Origin of the sequence: Pseudomonas sp. LS-2 (assembly GCF_003605735.1) — a bacterium.
Taxonomy (GTDB): Bacteria; Pseudomonadota; Gammaproteobacteria; order Pseudomonadales; family Pseudomonadaceae; genus Aquipseudomonas.
In genome coordinates, this window is record NZ_QXTJ01000016.1 from 176,220 (window position 1) to 193,392 (window position 17,173).

Genomic DNA, 17,173 nt, shown 5'->3' on the forward strand with positions numbered 1-17,173 from the left:
CAAACCGTGCTGCTACAAGGGCTGTGTGGACGGCTCTGTGCTTTTCTGTAGCAGTCCGGCTTGCCGGCGGAGGCGATCTCGGATACGCCACCGCCGGCAAGCCGTGCTGCTACAGGCGCAAAGGCAGACGACTCAGCGCAACTGAAACCAGGTGGTTTTCAGCTGGGTGTATTTGTCGAAGGAGTGCAGCGACAGGTCGCGACCGAAGCCCGATTGCTTGCCGCCACCGAAGGGCACGGTCACGTCCAGCGCGTCCACGGTGTTCACCGACACGGTCCCGGCATTCAAGCGGCTGGCCACGCGATGGGCGCGGTTGAGGTCATCGCTCCACACCGATGCGGCAAGGCCGTAGATGTGATCGTTGGCCATCTGCACGGCCTGGTCTTCGTCGTCGAATGCAGTGATTGCAAGCACCGGGCCGAACACCTCTTCGCGGGATAGACGCATGTCCGGTGTGACGTGTGTGAAGAGGGTCGGCTGAATGAAATTGTTCGAGCCGTTGATCATCACCCGGTCGCCGCCCGCCACCAGACGTGCGCCGCTGGCACCGGCGTGGGCGATGTAGTCCATCACCCGGGCAGCCTGCGTCGCATCAACAATCGCGCCCATTTTGCTGGCCGGGTCGAGTGGGTCGCCCGGCTGCCAGTGCTGTGCCTTTTCGATCAGGCGCTCGACGAATTCATCGTGAATCGAACGCTGCACCAACAGTCGCGAGTTGGCCGAGCAGACTTCGCCCTGATTGAAGAAGATCCCGAAAGCGGCTTTCTCGGCCGCCAGATCCAGATCCTGGCAATCGGCGAACACCAGATTCGGGCTCTTGCCGCCGCACTCCAGCCATACCTGCTTAAGGTTGGACTGCGCCGCGTATTGCATGAAGTATTTGCCCACCTGGGTCGAGCCGGTGAACGCCAAGGCATCGACATCCGGATGCAGGCCCAGCGCACGGCCGGCCTGTTCGCCCAGTCCGGTGACCACGTTGAACACGCCTTCCGGCACGCCCGCTTCCAGTGCCAGCTCGGCCAGACGCAATGCTGAAAACGGCGATTGCTCGGCCGGTTTGAGAATCACACTGTTGCCCGCAGCCAGCGCAGGTGCGAGCTTCCAGGCGGCCATGTCCAGGGGGAAGTTCCACGGCACCACCGCCGCGATCACGCCCAGCGGCACACGCGTGATGGTCGCCAACGTGCCCGGGCCGGTGGGGGCGACCTGATCGTAGAGTTTGTCGAGGCTTTCGGCGTACCAGGCGAAGACATGGGCGGCGCCGGGCACGTCGATGTTGTAAGCGTCCATCACTGGCTTGCCCATGCTCAGGGAGTCGAGCAGTGCCAGCTCTTCGCGATGGGCCAGAATCAATTCGGACAAACGCAGCAGAATCGCCTTGCGCTCTTTGGGTTGCATGCGCGCCCACTGGCCGCTCTCGAAACTCTTGCGCGCGACGCCCACCGCCAGATCGACCTCTGCATCCGAACACGCTGCGACGTTGGCGAGCAAGGCGTGAGTGGCGGGGTTGATGACGGCGAACGTCTCACCGCTCTGCGCCTGATGGGGATTGCCGGCGATCAAGGCCGCGTGGATGAAACGTTGGTTTTCAGCCAGGCGTTGCCAGCTTTTCAAATCCGTCACTGCACACACTCCTTCAATGGCCTCTGCGGACCATGTTCACGATCAGTGGTGCCGATAGTGGGCGATGTGGGGAAGGCAGGAAATTATTAAAAATGTCTTCGCTATCGATAAAAAAACTCGCCAATAACGCACCTTTGCGGTGCGTTGCGCACCGTTTCGGGGTCAGTTTTTTTAGCTTCAATGGGCAGGATTTTGCTTGTTTCTCAGAGGCTTTGAACATCGCAGAATAGCGCGCAAGATCCGAGGTCACGATTCACCGAATTCGAGGTAGCAATGGCAGCCTACAACCTGCGACAACTCAAGTATTTCGTCACCACGGTGGAGTGCGGCAGCGTCGCCGAGGCATCCCGCAAGCTCTACATTGCACAGCCTTCGGTTTCGACTGCGATCAAACATCTGGAAGAAAGCTTCGCCGTGCAGTTGTTCATTCGGCATCACGCCCAGGGCGTATCGTTGACCCCCAGCGGTGCGCGCTTTTATCGCAAGGCTCAGGAGTTGCTGCGCGTGGCCCATGAGTTCGAGCAGAACGCGCTGGCGGACAACGACGTGGTGGCCGGGCAGATCGACATCGGCTGTTTCGAAACCGTCGCACCGTTGTACCTGCCTCGCTTGATTTCAGGGTTTCGCGAGCGCTGGCCGGGGGTGGAAATCCGCATTCGCGATGGCGAGCAACAAGAGCTGGTGCAGGCGCTGACTTCGGGCAGCATCGACCTGGCAATCCTCTACGAACACGATCTGGACAGCACCATCGACACGGCGCCTCTGATGGCGCCGCAGCAGCCGTATGCGCTATTGCCGGAGGGGCATCGCTTCGCCAATCAGGCCAAGGTTTCGCTCAATGACCTGGTGCTGGAACCCATGGTACTGCTGGACGTGCAGCCGAGCCGGACCTACTTCGTGAGCATCTTCGAAGAACGCGGATTGACGCCGCACATCCAGTTCAGCTCGCCCTCGATCGAGATGGTGCGGGGGATGGTCGGGCGTGGATTCGGCTTTTCGATTCTGGTGACCCGACCCAAATCCGACCTCACTTACGACGGACAGAAACTGGTGTGCGTGCCGCTGGCCGAAGAGGTCACCGGTTCAGGATTGTCAGCGGCCTGGCTGCGCCGTTCGCAACTGACCAAACCGGCGCAGTTGTTCGTGGATCATTGCCGGGAAGAGTTGGCGCCGAAGTAGCGCTCGGTATACGACATTGCACCTCTGTAGCCGCCCGGCCCTACGGTTACAGAGGTTGTGTTAGCTGGAGAATATCAATCATCCGCCGCAACATCGCATCACACCCCTCCAGTTGTTCGATGCTGACAAACTCATCCGGCTTGTGCCCCTGATCCATGCTCCCCGGCCCACACACCACTGTGGGAATACCAATGGCGTCGAACAACCCACCCTCGGTGCCGAACGCCACGGTGGTGAATGCTTCCGAGCCACAGAACTGCGCAATCAACTTCGCCGCCTGGCTTTTCGCGTCGGTGACCAAGCCGGGGTATGCGGACAGCTCGGAGAAGCGGATGTCACTGCCCGCATTTACAGCGCGCATTATTGGCAACACATGGGTCTCGGCGTATTGCTGAAGCTGGTCTGCCACGTCACGCGGATCCTGCGCCGGTAGCGCACGGATTTCGAAATCGAAACGGCAATCGGCAGGCACGATATTCAGCGCCTTGCCGCCGCTGATCACACCGGTCTGTACCGTGGTGAACGGCGGATCGAAACGCACATCGTGCAGTTCAGGCTTGCGCAAGGTCGAGCCGATGCGCCCCAGCTCGCCGATCAGTTCGGCGGCGTACTCGATGGCATTCACGCCCTGTGGCGCGTACGCCGAGTGACACGCCGCGCCATGCACGTCGCAACGCATCGCCAGCTTGCCTTTGTGGCCGAGCACCGGCTTGAGTTCGGTGGGTTCGCCGATGATGCACAACAGCGGTTTGACCGGTCGTTGCTCAAGCTCGGCGAGCAGCGAGCGCACACCCAGGCAACCGACTTCTTCGTCATAGGACAGCGCAATGTGAACTGGCATGTTCAACGGCGCAGCGAGCAGATCGGGGACCGCCGCCAGCACACAGGCGATATAGCCCTTCATGTCCGCAGTGCCGCGCCCGAACAACTGGCCATTTTTTTCACTGAGTTCGAACGGCGGTACGGTCCAGGGTTGTCCGTCCACCGGCACTACATCGGTGTGGCCGGACAGCACGATGCCCGGACGATCCGCCGGACCTATGGTTGCGAAGAGGTTGGCCTTGGTGCGCTGCTCGTTGTAGATCAGCTCGCAGGGCACATCGAGTTGCGCCAGATAATCACGGACGAACTCGATCAGTTGCAGGTTCGACTCGCGACTGGTGGTGTCGAAACCCACCAGCGCCGCCAACAGCTCCCGGCTTGTGCTCATATGTCGATCCTTTGTCTGTTTCGCCCAGGTTCATTCGTCACCGGGCACGCCGTAGCTCGGCGCTTTGGTGGGATCCAGGGCGCGGGTAATGTAGTCCTGCATCTGCGGGCTGTAATCGGTCCACAGTTGCGCGAGTTTTCCGATGGGGTCTTCATCGGCCCAGTCCACGCGCAGATCGACGATAGGCCAGGTCAGTTCGCCGACCACCACCAGGGCCGCGGAGTGCACCGGACCTGCTTCGCCACCGGCGGCGACGGCTGCCTGCATCGCCGCGATCAGGCGGTCCGCGAGCTGGCCGCCGCTGCTTTCAAAGGTCTGCACCAGCGCTTCGATGACCGCGCGATCAGCGAGCATGTTGCCGGCGCCGACGCATTGCTCACCCGCCAGCGCATTGTGCGTACCCAGGGTTTCGCTGCCGCTGAAGTGCGCGGTCTGACCCAGGTGATCGATGGCGGTCAACTGACGAAACTGGCTGTAGCCGTTGCTGGTCAGGGCCTTGTCCAGCGCTTGTGCGGGGGACAGACCGTTTTCCATCTGGTCGAGCACTTGCGGGCCGAGGGCGGGGAGGGTGATGTTCTGCGTGGCCACCGCACCCACCCCCGGACGCAGCCACGGGCAACGTGCGCCGACGGCAATGCTCGAAGAGCTGATGGCGATGCCCAGTTGTCCTGTTTCGGCGCAACGGCCGACGATTGAAAACGTCATGGTGTGTTCGTCCTGTTCCGTCCTGACCTGCCACCCGTCGACCGGAGCGCGGGACGCTCCCCGGTCGAGGATGGGACATGACAGCATTCTGTCGATGCACTGCCATTGGCGAAACGAGGTTTTTTGTGGAGCCTGATTACGGAAAAACTTCTCAGTCAGCGGTGCGCCGTTACAGGCGTCCGTACTCACGGGCCGTACGGTCCACGGCGATACGGGTCTTGTCGACCAGTTCGTCCAGTTCGGCTCGTGTGGCGACCAGCGCCGGGGCCATGATCATGCGCCCCAGGGTCGAGCGAATGATGATGCCTTCCTCGAAGCCAAGGGTGCGGCAGCGCCAGGCCATGTCGTTCTCGTCGGCGAAGCGTTTGCGCGTGGTCTTGTCCTCGGCGAACTGCAACGCGGCCACCAGCCCCATGCCCTGAACTTCGCCCACCAGCGGGTGATTGCCGAACACTTCACGCAGGCAGTTCTGCAGGTACGGCCCGGTGTCGTTTTTCACCTGCGTCACCACGCCCTCATCGCGCAACGCCTTGAGGTTGGCGATGGCGACGGCGGCCGCCACCGGGTGCCCGGAGTACGTCAGGCCGTGAGCAAACACCCCGCCTTTCTCCACCAGCGCTTGGGCCATGCGCCGCGACAGAATCAGGCCGCCCATGGGGATGTAGCCGGAGGTCAGCCCCTTGGCGATGGACAGTGTGTCAGGCTCGAACCCCATCGCCTGGTGGGCGAACCACTCGCCGGTGCGACCGAAGCCGCCGATCACTTCATCTGCACACAGCAACACGTCGTACTTGCGGCAGATGCGCTGGATTTCCGGCCAGTAGGTCTGCGGCGGGATGATCATTCCGCCCGCACCCTGGAACGGTTCGGCGACGAACGCCGCGACCTTGTCGGCGCCCAGTTCGAGGATCTTGTCTTCCAGCTGGCGCGCCGCACGCAGACCGAACGCCTCCGGGGTCAGATCACCTTCATGGGCGAACCAGTACGGCTCATCGATGTGCGCGACATCAGGAATGGTGCCGCCCATCTCATGCATGAACTTCATGCCGCCCAGCGCCGTCGCCGCCAGCGTCGAGCCGTGGTAACCGTTCCAGCGGCCAATCATGACCTTCTTCTCGGGCTGGCCCATGACCTGCCAGAACTTGCGCACCGTGCGAATCAGCACCTCGTTGGCCTCGGAGCCCGAGTTGGTGTAGATCGCGTGGCTGTAGTGCGCAGGCAACAGGCTGAACAGCAATTCGGACAGCTCGATGACCGCCGGGTGAGTGGTGTGGAAGAACATGTTGTAGTAGGGCAATTGCTCCAGCTGAGCGCTGGCAGCGGCGGCCAGATCCTTGCGGCCATAGCCGAGGTTGGTGCACCACAGCCCGGACATGCCGTCCAGATATCGCTTGCCGTCGTTGTCCCACAACGCCAGTCGATCACCCCGGACCATCACCCGCGGGCCTTCTTCGTTGAGGGCTTTCTGATCGACGAATGCGTGGATGTGGTGGGCGGCATCGGACGCCTGATAATCGCTCGTGGTGCGGACTGAGTCGAGTTCGATGGACATTGCGTATCTCCAGGTGAAGGCGCCCGACGCCTGCAATCGAAAAAGAGGAGGGCGTGTTATGGGATAAGTTTTGTCACCTAAAAATATTTTTGTAAAGAAAATATTTGTCGAGAAAAACACGAATCCGTACCCTGATCCCCATCGCAACCCACTGCAGGGGCACCATGACCGGATTGAGAGAGCGGCAGAAGGAACAGCGGCGGCAAATCATCGCCGACGCGGCGTTGGCGTTGTTCAAGGCCAACGGGTTCGGCGCCACCACGCTTGAACAGATTGCCAACGAGGCGGGGGTCTCAGCGCCGACGGTGGTGAACTATTTCGGCGGCAAGCAGGAAATTCTCCTCGCGCTGCTCAAGGCGCCGGACGAGCTGGCGATGCGCGAAGCCCGGGCCAATCTGGACGACAATTGCGACCCCCTCGACGCATTGTGCGAACTCGAAGGCCTGATGACCCGCTACCAGTTGCGCGCCATGCCTGCTTCGCTCTGGCGCGAACTGGCGCCATTCCTGTTCACCGGCGAACTGTCCCAGGCCTTTCATCCGTGGAATGCCGCCGTGGTCGACGAGGCCAAGGCGCTGTTGGTGCATTTTCAGAAGCTGGGCAAGGTGCGTGAATCCGTCGATATCGATATCGCGGCGACCCTGTTCAACCAGTACGCGAACCTTGCGTTCATTCGCCTGGCGACCGAAGCGGTGCCTGATCGCCAGGCGCATGCGGCGCATATGCGCAGTGTGCTGGGGCTGATGTGCCATGGGATGCTGAGCATTGAGGGCGAAACCCAGCCCTAGGTTTTTCCTGCTCTGCGACGACAAAAATCATAATTTCGCTATCCCCTGATCCTGCACAGAATGCGTCCACACCCGCCTTCGTGAAGGACACAGGTATGACAGCTGGAAAAATAGAAATCGATACCCTCGTGGTCGGCGCCGGTCAGGCTGGCGTGGCCATGAGCGAGCACCTGAGCAAACTGGGCGTCCCGCACCTGGTTCTTGAGCGCAGCCGGATTGCCGAAGCCTGGCGCACCGGGCGCTGGGATTCGCTGGTCGCCAACGGCCCGGCCTGGCACGACCGTTTTCCGGGCCTCGAATTTGCCGACCTCAGCCCCGATGGCTTCGCCCGTAAAGAGCAGGTCGCCGATTACTTCGAAGCCTACGCCCGCATGTTCAACGCGCCGATTCGCACGGGTGTCGACGTGCGCAAGGTTGAACGTAATGTGGGGCGTCCGGGGTTCACGGTCGAGACCTCTGAAGGTGTGATCCAGGCCAGTCGTGTGGTCGTGGCCACCGGTCCGTTTCAGAAACCGGTGATTCCAGCCATCGCTCCGAAAGACGAGCGCTTGACGCAGATTCATTCCGCGCAATACCGCAACCCGCAACAGCTGGCTGAAGGCGCGGTGCTGGTGGTCGGTGCAGGTTCTTCCGGTACTCAGATCGCCGACGAATTGCAGCGCTCAGGCAAGCAGGTTTACCTGTCGGTGGGCCAGCATGACCGGCCACCGCGCGCTTATCGCAATCGCGATTTCTGCTGGTGGCTGGGGGTGCTCGGCGAGTGGGATCAGGCAGCGATGAAGCCTGGCCGTGAGCACGTGACGATTGCCGTCAGCGGTGCCCATGGCGGACGTACCGTGGATTTTCGCGAACTGGCCCAGCGCGGCATGCAACTGGTCGGCGTGACCCGCTCGTTCGAAGGCGGCGTGGCGACCTTCCAGCCGGACCTCGCCGAGAACCTGAAGCGTGGCGATGAAAACTATCTGGCCGTGCTTGATGCAGCGGACGCCTACATCGAACGCAACGGTCTCGACCTGCCGCTGGAGCCCGAAGCCCGTCGTGTGTTCCCCGATCCGCAGTGCGTGATCCAGCCGATTCTCGAACTGGATTTGGCCGAGGCCGGGATCACGACCATCATCTGGGCCACCGGTTTCGCCACCGACTACAGCTGGATGAACGTCGACGCCTTCGATGAAAAAGGCAAACCCCGGCATCAGCGCGGGGTGTCCACCGAGTCCGGTATCTATTTCCTCGGATTGCCATGGCAGTCGCGTCGGGGCTCGTCATTTATCTGGGGCGTCTGGCATGACGCCAAATATGTCGCCGATCACATCGCCACCCAGCGCAAATACCTGGAGTATCGCGATGCCTCGCAACGCCAGGCAGACCACGCAGGGGCAGCGGTCCACGCGGCGTCCGTCACGGCCTGATATCGATCCCCGCGCTGAACCCCGACAGGCCGGCGCGGCCAGTTTTTCCGTTTTCGAGGAGTTTCCCATGGCACAACCGACTCACACCCGCATCCGCATGTTCAACACCAAAGAAACCTACCCCAATCAGTCGCTGGACAACGACCTGTGCCAGGCGGTTCGGGCGGGCAACACGATCTACGTGCGCGGCCAGATCGGCACCGATTTCGATGGCAATCTTGTCGGGTTGGGGGATCCTCGCGCCCAGGCTGAACAGGCCATGAAGAACGTCAAGCAACTGCTCGAAGAGGCGGGCTCGGACCTGTCGCACATCGTCAAGACCACCACCTACATCATCGACCCGCGCTATCGCGAACCGGTGTATCAGGAAGTCGGCAAGTGGCTCAAAGGCGTATTTCCGATTTCCACCGGGCTGGTGATTTCCGGGCTGGGCCAGCCGCAGTGGCTGATGGAAATCGACGTGATTGCCGTCGTGCCAGACGACTGGCAGCCGAATCAGGCCTGAGCGGTCCTGCCACCAGCCTGGTAGCGGTCCGGTTTGCCGGCGGTCGCGGTGGAAAGCGCGCAACCGCTGGGAAGCGTGTTGTAACACAGCACGCATGACTCAGTGCGCGGCCCCACCCTGAACCCCCGACGGCAACTTCTTGGTCAGCATCACCGCCAGCATGCTGATGCCCAACGCCAGACCGACGAAATGAAACGCATCGTTGTAGGCCATGATTGCGGCCTGTTGGTGGGCGATTTCGCTGAGCTTGCCCAGTGCGGCGGTTTCATTGCCCAGGCGGTCGGTCAGCATCGCCATGCGCTCGGCCACCTGCGGGTTGGCAGGGGAGATGGATTCACGCAAATAGTCGAAGTAGGTCTTGGTCCGTGCATCCAGCAGCGTGGCGAGCAAGGCGATGCCGATGGCGCCACCCAGGTTGCGCAGGATGTTGAACAGGCTTGAGGCGGAGCCGGCGTCCTGTGGCTGGATGAACGCGGTCGCGATCAGCGATATGGTGACCATGATCAGCGGCTGACCCAGTGCGCGGACGATCTGGATGTGGTTGAACTGAGGGCCGGCGAAGTCCGGGTTGAGCACGCCGGATGAAAAACTGGCGATACCGAACAGCCCGAAACCGAGGGTGCAGAGGATTTTCGGCGAGATGATCTTCATCAGTTGCGGCACAAGCGGGATCAGGAACAACTGCGGCACGCCCATCCACATGATCACTTCGCCAATCTGCTGCGCGTTGTAGCCCTGAATCTGCGCCAGATACAGCGGCAGCAGATAGATTGAGCCGTACAGCCCGACGCCCATGCCGACACTGGAAATGCTCGACAGGCCGAAGTTGCGGTTGCCCAGGATGCCCAGATTGATCAGCGGTTTGGGTTTTGAAAACTGGATGATCACGAACGTGATCAGGCTGAGCAGGGCGATGCTGCCCAGGGTGACGATCAGGCCCGATTCGAGCCAGTCCTTGCGATGGCCTTCTTCCAGGAACACCTGCAGACAGCCCAGGCCCACGCCAAGGGTGACGATCCCCGCATAATCCGTGCTTTTGAGCAGCTCCCAGTGGGGCGCTTTCTTCTCAAGGCCGTAAAGCAGCCCGGCGATCATTACCAGCCCCGGCGGGATGTTGATGTAGAAGATGTACTCCCAACCGAAGTTTTCCGTCAACCAGCCGCCGAGGGTCGGGCCGATGGAGGGCGCGAAGGTTGCGGTCATGGCGAACAGCGCCATGCCTTTGGCGCGGTGATGTTCGGGCAGCTTGATCAGCGTCAGCGTGAACGCCAGCGGGATCAGGGCGCCGCCGGTAAACCCCTGCATCGCGCGGAACACGATCATGCTCTCCAGACTCCACGCCATGGAGCAAAGCAGTGAAGAGACAAGAAACCCCAGCGACACCCAGACCGCCAGGCGCCGCGCCGACAGCAACTGCACCAGCCAGGCCGTGAGCGGGATCATGATGATCTCGGCCACCAGATAAGACGTGGAAATCCACGAGCCTTCTTCCAGCGTTGCCGACAGTGCGCCCTGAATGTCCTTGAGCGAAGAGTTGGTAATCTGGATGTCCAGCACCGCCATGAAGGCGCCGAGCATCACGCTCATCACCGCGATCCAGTCGCGCCGGGTCGGTTCGCCGACCGGGCGGATCAGCTCGTCACCGGCCACTTTGGGTGTCGTTTGCCGGTTTGATGTTGACCGATACCGTCACCGACATGCCCGGCCGAATCTTGCCATGCAGGGGGTTGTCGGGCGCGAAGGTCAGCTTCACCGGAATGCGCTGCACGACCTTGGTGAAGTTGCCGGTGGCGTTGTCAGGGGGCAACAGGCTGAACTGCGCACCGGACGCAGCGAACAGGCTGTTGACCTGGCCCTGAATCGGCGTGCCGGGAAAACTGTCGAACGTCAGCTCGGCGGACTGGCCGACTTCCATGTGCTCGATCTGGGTTTCCTTGAAATTGGCCTGCACCCAGATGTCTTCATCGGGAACGACGGACAGCAGATAGGCACCGGCCTGCACATACTGACCGTTGCGCGCCGCCCGCTGGCCGATCAGGCCGCTGATCGGCGAACGGATCTCGGTGCGCTGCCTATCGGCTTGCGCCTCGGCNTTCGGCATTCAATGCGTTGACTTGCTGGCGTTGGCTCTGAGCGTCCGCCTGAGCTTTGGTCACCTGTGAACGCGCGACATTGCTGTCGGCGGTCATGGTGGTGACTTGCGCTTCCGACACGAAACCGGGGGTGCGCAGTTTCTGCAGTCGCGCCAGGTCGATCTGCGTGCGCCCCAAGGTGGCCTGATTGGCCTGCACCTGCGCATCGCTGGCGGCGATCAGGCTCGATTGTTGGGTCAGCTTGCTCTGGGCCTGGACACGCTCGGCTTCACGGGTGGCAAGGGTTGCCTGGGCGCGGTCGATGGCCAGACTGAAATCGTCGGGTTCCAGACGCACCAGTAACTGGCCTTTGTCCACATGCTGGTTGTCCTGCACCAGCACTTCACTGACGCGGGCGCCGAGCTGGCTGGATACGCGGGTGATTTCACCCTGGACATAAGCGTTGTCGGTGGTTTCGTAAAAACGTCCTTTTAAGTACCACTGGGCGAAGAAGGCAAGGGCGATCAGCAGGACCACCCCGAAGAAGATGAACAGGCGGCGTTTGAGTTGGGCAGGCATGGTCGTTCTGGATTATTAGAATGTGAGGAAATTTATCAGCAAATGAGGTCTGGCACCTAGCCACCGTTGAAATAATGACTGGAATTGATGGTCCGGTATTCATTTCTGGCACATGCCCGGCCACTGGCTACGCTCAATCTTCCCGTACGCGAATCTGGCCTGCGATCCGGTCCGGTGCTGGAGCCGCGAGGGCTGCGCCTGTTAAGATTCCCGGCTTGTTCGACCTATTCGGAATTTTCCATGACCACCGTTCGTACCCGCATCGCGCCATCGCCTACCGGCGACCCTCACGTTGGCACGGCTTACATCGCACTCTTCAACTATTGCTTTGCCAAGCAGCATGGCGGCGAATTCATCCTGCGCATTGAAGACACCGATCAGCTGCGCTCGACCCGCGAGTCCGAACAACAGATTTTCGACGCCCTGCGCTGGCTCGGTATCGAGTGGAGCGAAGGTCCGGATGTCGGTGGTCCCCACGGCCCGTACCGCCAGAGCGAACGTGGCGACATCTACAAGAAATACACCCAGCAACTGGTCGACGCCGGTCATGCCTTCCCGTGCTTCTGCACCAGCGAGGAGCTGGACCAGATGCGCGCCGAGCAGATGGCCCGTGGCGAAACCCCGCGCTATGACGGTCGCGCACTGCTGCTGTCCAAGGAAGAAGTCGCGCGCCGTCTGGCGGCGGGCGAGCCCCACGTCATTCGCATGAAGGTGCCGAGCGAGGGCGTTTGCGTGGTGCCGGACATTCTTCGTGGCGAAGTCGAAATTCCGTGGGACCGCATGGACATGCAGGTCCTGATGAAGACCGACGGTCTGCCGACCTACTTCCTGGCCAACGTCGTCGACGACCACCTGATGGGCATTACCCATGTCCTGCGCGGCGAAGAATGGCTGCCGTCGGCGCCGAAACTGATCCTGCTGTACGAATACTTCGGCTGGGAAAAACCGGCGCTGTGCTACATGCCGCTGCTGCGTAACCCGGACAAGAGCAAGCTGTCCAAGCGCAAGAACCCCACCTCTGTCACGTTCTACGAGCGCATGGGCTTCATGCCTGAAGCGATGCTCAACTATCTGGGCCGCATGGGCTGGTCGATGCCCGACGAGCGCGAGAAGTTCTCGTTGCAGGAAATGGTCGACAATTTCGACCTGAACCGCGTTTCCCTGGGCGGCCCGATTTTCGACATCGAGAAGCTGTCCTGGCTCAACGGACAGTGGTTGCGTGAGCTGCCGGTCGAAGAGTTCGCCGCACGGGTGCAGAAGTGGGCGTTCAACAGCGAGTACATGATGAAGATCGCCCCGCACGTTCAGGGCCGCGTCGAAACCTTCAGTCAGGTCGCGCCGCTGGGCGGTTTCTTCTTCGCCGGTGGCGTGAATCCGGACGTGAAGCTGTTCGAGCACAAGAAACTGTCGCCAGAGCAGGTGCGTCAGGTCATGCAACTGATCCTGTGGAAGCTCGAATCCCTGCGTCAGTGGGAAAAGGACAGCATCACCGCGTGCATCCAGGCAGTGGTCGAACACCTGCAATTGAAACTGCGGGACGCCATGCCGCTGATGTTTGCCGCGATCACCGGACAAGCCAATTCGGTATCGGTCACCGACGCCATGGAAATCCTCGGCCCGGACCTCACCCGCTATCGTCTGCGTCAGGCCCTTGACCTGCTGGGCGGGGTTTCGAAGAAAGAAAACAAAGAGTGGGAAAAGCTGCTTGGCGCCATTGGCTGAGTGAGGGTCGGCCGTTGTGCGTTGCCATGCTCGGGCGCCGCGTGGCCGACCAACTCCCTGATTCTTCAGGGGAGGGCGGTAAGTGATTGTTATCCCGGAAAATTCTTTTGAAATTGTTTTAAAAAAAGTTTGACAGGTACTGGGGCCGCACTTAATATGCGCCCCGTCCACACGGCAACACAGAAACCCGGCGGCAACGCACGGTGGTCTGAGAGTGTAATGTGGGGCTATAGCTCAGCTGGGAGAGCGCCTGCATGGCATGCAGGAGGTCAGCGGTTCGATCCCGCTTAGCTCCACCAATTTAGAAGCTTCAAGGTTGGCTACACTGTCTTGAAGTTTGTACCGCTAAATCGGAACCAGCACCGATCAGGTACACAAGGGTTACGTCCCCTTCGTCTAGTGGCCTAGGACACCGCCCTTTCACGGCGGTAACAGGGGTTCGAGTCCCCTAGGGGACGCCACGATTTCTCGCTCTGCGAGACCAAGGGTCATTCGATTATTGAATGGCCCTTTTGTTTTTTCGGGATTTGAGTTTTCTCCCCGCTCCCCTCAAACGCCACGTCCTGAGTGGTTTCACATCGTCACTTGCCATCCCCCATGATGCGGATAATATTATCGCCATCANGTTTTACCGAGTGATGCCGCAAGGTTGATCTCCGTCGAGAGACGTAAATCCGGGGCTATAGCTCAGCTGGGAGAGCGCCTGCATGGCATGCAGGAGGTCAGCGGTTCGATCCCGCTTAGCTCCACCAAATTTGCCAGGGTTCGTTGATGATGTTTACGACGAACCTGACTGAAGGTTTTGCGTCCCCTTCGTCTAGTGGCCTAGGACACCGCCCTTTCACGGCGGTAACAGGGGTTCGAGTCCCCTAGGGGACGCCACGATTTCTCGCTCTGCGAGACCAAGGGTCATTCGATTATTGAATGGCCCTTTTGTTTTTTCGGGATTTGAGTTTTCTCCCCGCTCCCCTCAAACGCCACGTCCTGAGTGGTTTCACATCGTCACTTGCCATCCCCCATGATGCGGATAATATTATCGCCATCATCCCGGAGGCGGACATGAACGATAAAAAAGCACAAACCCGCGAGCGCATTCTCAATGCTGCCAGTGTCGCGTTGATCGCCCGCGGCCCTGTCGAACCCAGCGTCAATGAAATCATGGGGGCAGCAGGGCTGACGGTGGGTGGCTTCTACGCCCATTTCGACAGCAAGGAAGCCTTGATGCTGGAGGCGTTCAATCAATTGCTGAGCGAACGTCGGGACATGGTCGCCACCCTAGACGATCAGTTGCCAGGCGAAGAACGCCGAGCCCTGCTCGCGGCTTTTTACCTGTCCCGCAAACACCGCGACGCCGAAGAGCACGCCTGTCCGCTGCCCACGGCCATCGGAGAGATGGCGCGTCTGTCGGACGATTTTCGTGGCGCACTGGCCGAACACATCGAGTTGATGGTGGCGCAACTGGCGTCAAGCCCTGAAGAAACCGACAAAACGCTGGCCGACATCGCATTGATGCTGGGGGGCCTGGCGCTGGCACGCGCGCTTGGGGCCAATGAACTGTCGGACCGCGTCCTGCGGGCTGCGAAGTCGGCCATGCTCTAAGGCGTACCCGACACGATGCGTCCACCGCCGATGCTTTTCGTTACACTGGCCGCCGAATGCATTCATGAGGGGCAGGAACGAGCATGGTCTGGGATCTGGCAACGCCGTTCGTCATCGATCTGCAAGTGGGCGAGGACGACATAGATGGATTGGGGCACGCCAACAATGCGGTGTATGTCACCTGGCTCGAGCGCTGCGCCTGGCGGCATTCGCAGCAGTTGGGGCTCGATCTGACCGAGTATCGCCGTCTGGATCGTGCCATGGCAGTGGTTCGCCATGAAATCGATTACCTGGCCAGCGCCTATCAGGACGACAGTCTGCAACTGGCCACCTGGATCGTCGACTGGGATCAGCGTCTGAAAATGACCCGTCGTTTTCAGCTCAAACGCCCCAGTGATGGCGTGACATTGCTCCGTGCGCAGACCACCTTCGTCTGTATCGAGCTTTCCACGGGCAAACCCAAGCGCATGCCCAGCGAATTCATCGAAGGCTATGCGCCCGCCTTGTCGGCTGCGGCGTCCTGACGCCCGGCAGTCCCGACCCGTTCACAATCCGGCCGTCTCTGCGTAAACTGCCGGACTTTTTTTCGAGTGTGACCCATGCAAATTGCTCTGGCGCCCATGGAAGGCCTGGTCGACGACATTCTGCGCGATGTGCTGACTCAGGTCGGCGGCATCGACTGGTGTGTGACCGAATTCATCCGGGTGACCGAGCGTCTGTTGCCGGCGCATTACTTTCACAAGTTCGCTTCCGAGCTGCTGACCGATGCCAAAACCCGTGCCGGTGTGCCGCTGCGGGTGCAACTGCTGGGTTCCGATCCTGTCTGTCTGGCCGAAAACGCCGCGTTCGCCGCCGAACTGGGCGCGCCGGTCATCGACCTGAACTTCGGTTGCCCGGCCAAGACGGTCAACAAGTCCCGGGGCGGGGCAGTGCTGTTGAAAGAGCCCGAACTGCTGCACTCGATCCTGAGTCACGTGCGTCGTGCCGTGCCCACGCATATTCCGGTTACCGCCAAGATGCGTCTGGGTTACGACAGCACCGAGCCGGCGCTGGACTGTGCGCGGGCGCTTGAGGCTGGCGGCGCCGAACACATCGTCGTTCACGCCCGGACCAAGGTCGATGGCTACAAGCCGCCGGCGCATTGGGAGTGGATCGGCAAGATTCAGGACGTGGTAAAGATTCCGATCATCGCCAATGGCGAGATATGGACCGTCGACGACTGGCGCCGCTGCCGCGAGATCTGCGGCGCACGCGACATCATGATCGGTCGCGGTCTGGTGGCGCGTCCCGATCTTGGTCGGCAGATCGCTGCGGCCGAGGCCGGCCGGGAAGTGGTGGAGATGACCTGGCAGGAGCTGCAACCGCTGCTCAGGGTGTTCTGGCAGCAGGCTCTGGCCAAGATGACGCGCATTCAGGCGCCCGGCCGACTCAAGCAATGGGTGGTGCTGCTGACTAAGAGCTATCCCGAGGCGGTCGTGTTGTTCGATGCTTTGCGGCGCGAAACCGACTGTGAACGGATCAGCCAGATGCTGGGTGTTGTCGAGCCGGAAGCCGCCTGAAAAAAATTTCATAGCGACTCTTGAAACAGAAGTGACTGTCCCTATCTTGGGATTACGCGATGCCGAACTCGGGTCGCGGAGACAAACACTTGCTGATTTATCAGGAGATTCACATGACTACCGCATTTTCTCTGGCTCCACTGTTCCGTTCTTCCGTGGGCTTCGACCGCTTCAACGATCTGTTCGAATCGGCGGCCCGTAACGAGTCGGCCAGCAGCTACCCTCCCTACAACGTCGAGAAACACGCCGACGACCAATACCGCATCGTCATCGCGGCGGCGGGTTTCGAGGAACAGGACCTCGAGTTGCAGGTTGAGAAGGGTGTGCTGACCGTCACTGGCAGCAAGCGCGACAAACCCGCAGAAGGTGTGACCTTCCTGCATCAGGGCATTGCCCAGCGCGCGTTCAAACTGTCGTTCCGTCTGGCCGATCACATCGAAGTGCAGAACGCTGCACTGGCCAACGGTCTGCTGAACATTGACCTGCTGCGCCTGGTGCCTGAAGAGGCCAAGCCCAAGCGCATCCAGATCAATGGTCAGAAAACCCTGGCACATTGATTCATACGCCAGTCGAAAAGAAGGCGCCCTGTGGGGCGCCTTTTTTTATAGGACTCAGGTCTGCGTATCCCTGACGTCTGAAATACGATAGCGGTGAATCAGCCGTGCACGTGT

General features: G+C 60.7%; 15 protein-coding genes, 4 tRNA genes and 1 pseudogene. 13 read left to right on the forward strand and 7 right to left on the reverse strand.

Translation table 11 applies throughout. The features are described from left to right. Positions 1 to 132: 132 nt before the first annotated feature. Entirely contained in the window at positions 133 to 1,623 is a 1,491-nt protein-coding gene (locus D3M70_RS11505; RefSeq protein ID WP_120125885.1) for an aldehyde dehydrogenase, read from the reverse strand. 273 nt (positions 1,624 to 1,896) lie between these two features. Here D3M70_RS11505 and D3M70_RS11510 point away from each other — a divergent pair, with 273 nt between their 5' ends. After that, on the forward strand, positions 1,897 to 2,802 hold the full coding sequence (locus D3M70_RS11510; protein ID WP_120125886.1) for a LysR family transcriptional regulator: 906 nt from the start codon (positions 1,897 to 1,899) through the stop codon (positions 2,800 to 2,802). 46 nt (positions 2,803 to 2,848) lie between these two features. Here D3M70_RS11510 and argE read toward each other — a convergent pair whose 3' ends face one another. The 3 genes from argE to D3M70_RS11525 all read right to left on the reverse strand — a co-directional run bounded on the left by argE (position 2,849) and on the right by D3M70_RS11525 (position 6,269). Then, positions 2,849 to 4,012: an acetylornithine deacetylase gene (argE, locus tag D3M70_RS11515; protein ID WP_120125887.1), complete on the reverse strand. Its 1,164-nt coding sequence runs from the start codon at positions 4,010 to 4,012 to the stop codon at positions 2,849 to 2,851. 30 nt (positions 4,013 to 4,042) lie between these two features. Then, a complete protein-coding gene (locus tag D3M70_RS11520) occupies positions 4,043 to 4,717 on the reverse strand; it encodes a DUF1028 domain-containing protein (protein ID WP_120125888.1) in 675 nt (224 codons plus the stop codon). Positions 4,718 to 4,886: 169 nt separating this feature from the next. Continuing rightward, positions 4,887 to 6,269 carry an aspartate aminotransferase family protein gene (locus D3M70_RS11525; protein ID WP_120125889.1) on the reverse strand — a complete coding sequence of 461 codons (1,383 nt, stop codon included), beginning with the start codon at positions 6,267 to 6,269 and terminating at the stop codon, positions 4,887 to 4,889. Positions 6,270 to 6,433: 164 nt separating this feature from the next. Between D3M70_RS11525 and D3M70_RS11530 the strand changes: the two genes are divergently transcribed. The 3 genes from D3M70_RS11530 to D3M70_RS11540 all read left to right on the forward strand — a co-directional run bounded on the left by D3M70_RS11530 (position 6,434) and on the right by D3M70_RS11540 (position 8,971). Beyond that, positions 6,434 to 7,057, forward strand: a complete 624-nt coding sequence (locus D3M70_RS11530; protein WP_120125890.1) for a TetR/AcrR family transcriptional regulator — start codon at positions 6,434 to 6,436, stop codon at positions 7,055 to 7,057. Positions 7,058 to 7,152: 95 nt separating this feature from the next. Next, positions 7,153 to 8,466 (forward strand): NAD(P)/FAD-dependent oxidoreductase, encoded by a 1,314-nt coding sequence (locus D3M70_RS11535; protein WP_120125891.1) that lies wholly within the window; start codon positions 7,153 to 7,155, stop codon positions 8,464 to 8,466. 67 nt (positions 8,467 to 8,533) lie between these two features. After that, positions 8,534 to 8,971, forward strand: a complete 438-nt coding sequence (locus tag D3M70_RS11540) for a RidA family protein (protein ID WP_120125892.1) — start codon at positions 8,534 to 8,536, stop codon at positions 8,969 to 8,971. A 99-nt stretch (positions 8,972 to 9,070) separates the two neighbouring features. Here the strand turns inward: D3M70_RS11540 and D3M70_RS11545 are convergent, their stop codons facing one another. From D3M70_RS11545 to D3M70_RS33050, 3 genes and pseudogenes are all read right to left on the reverse strand, one after another. Beyond that, on the reverse strand, positions 9,071 to 10,561 hold the full coding sequence (locus tag D3M70_RS11545; protein WP_165869781.1) for an MDR family MFS transporter: 1,491 nt from the start codon (positions 10,559 to 10,561) through the stop codon (positions 9,071 to 9,073). Positions 10,562 to 10,610: 49 nt separating this feature from the next. Beyond that, positions 10,611 to 11,063 (reverse strand): HlyD family secretion protein (locus D3M70_RS33045; protein ID WP_256659813.1); only part of this gene is annotated, 453 nt, incomplete at its 5' end. A 1-nt stretch (position 11,064) separates the two neighbouring features. Beyond that, positions 11,065 to 11,622: pseudogene (locus D3M70_RS33050) on the reverse strand (HlyD family secretion protein); the annotation flags it as partial. A 240-nt stretch (positions 11,623 to 11,862) separates the two neighbouring features. Here D3M70_RS33050 and gltX point away from each other — a divergent pair. The 9 genes from gltX to D3M70_RS11595 all read left to right on the forward strand — a co-directional run bounded on the left by gltX (position 11,863) and on the right by D3M70_RS11595 (position 17,059). Then, on the forward strand, positions 11,863 to 13,344 hold the full coding sequence (gltX, locus tag D3M70_RS11555; protein WP_120125894.1) for a glutamate--tRNA ligase: 1,482 nt from the start codon (positions 11,863 to 11,865) through the stop codon (positions 13,342 to 13,344). Positions 13,345 to 13,567: 223 nt separating this feature from the next. Continuing rightward, positions 13,568 to 13,643, forward strand: a tRNA-Ala gene (locus D3M70_RS11560). Between the two features lie 86 nt (positions 13,644 to 13,729). Further along, positions 13,730 to 13,805, forward strand: a tRNA-Glu gene (locus tag D3M70_RS11565). A gap of 215 nt (positions 13,806 to 14,020) precedes the next feature. Beyond that, a tRNA-Ala gene (locus D3M70_RS11570) sits at positions 14,021 to 14,096 on the forward strand. Positions 14,097 to 14,150: 54 nt separating this feature from the next. Then, a tRNA-Glu gene (locus D3M70_RS11575) sits at positions 14,151 to 14,226 on the forward strand. A gap of 177 nt (positions 14,227 to 14,403) precedes the next feature. Further along, entirely contained in the window at positions 14,404 to 14,943 is a 540-nt protein-coding gene (locus D3M70_RS11580) for a TetR/AcrR family transcriptional regulator (protein WP_120125895.1), read from the forward strand. 83 nt (positions 14,944 to 15,026) lie between these two features. Next, the gene (locus D3M70_RS11585; RefSeq protein WP_120125896.1) at positions 15,027 to 15,467 is read left to right on the forward strand and encodes a thioesterase family protein; all 441 of its coding nucleotides are present in this window, start codon (positions 15,027 to 15,029) and stop codon (positions 15,465 to 15,467) included. 75 nt (positions 15,468 to 15,542) lie between these two features. Next, positions 15,543 to 16,502 (forward strand): tRNA-dihydrouridine synthase, encoded by a 960-nt coding sequence (locus tag D3M70_RS11590; protein ID WP_120125897.1) that lies wholly within the window; start codon positions 15,543 to 15,545, stop codon positions 16,500 to 16,502. 113 nt (positions 16,503 to 16,615) lie between these two features. After that, complete coding sequence (locus D3M70_RS11595) at positions 16,616 to 17,059, forward strand: Hsp20 family protein (protein WP_120125967.1); 444 nt, start codon at positions 16,616 to 16,618, stop codon at positions 17,057 to 17,059. The last annotated feature ends 114 nt before the right edge of the window (positions 17,060 to 17,173 follow it).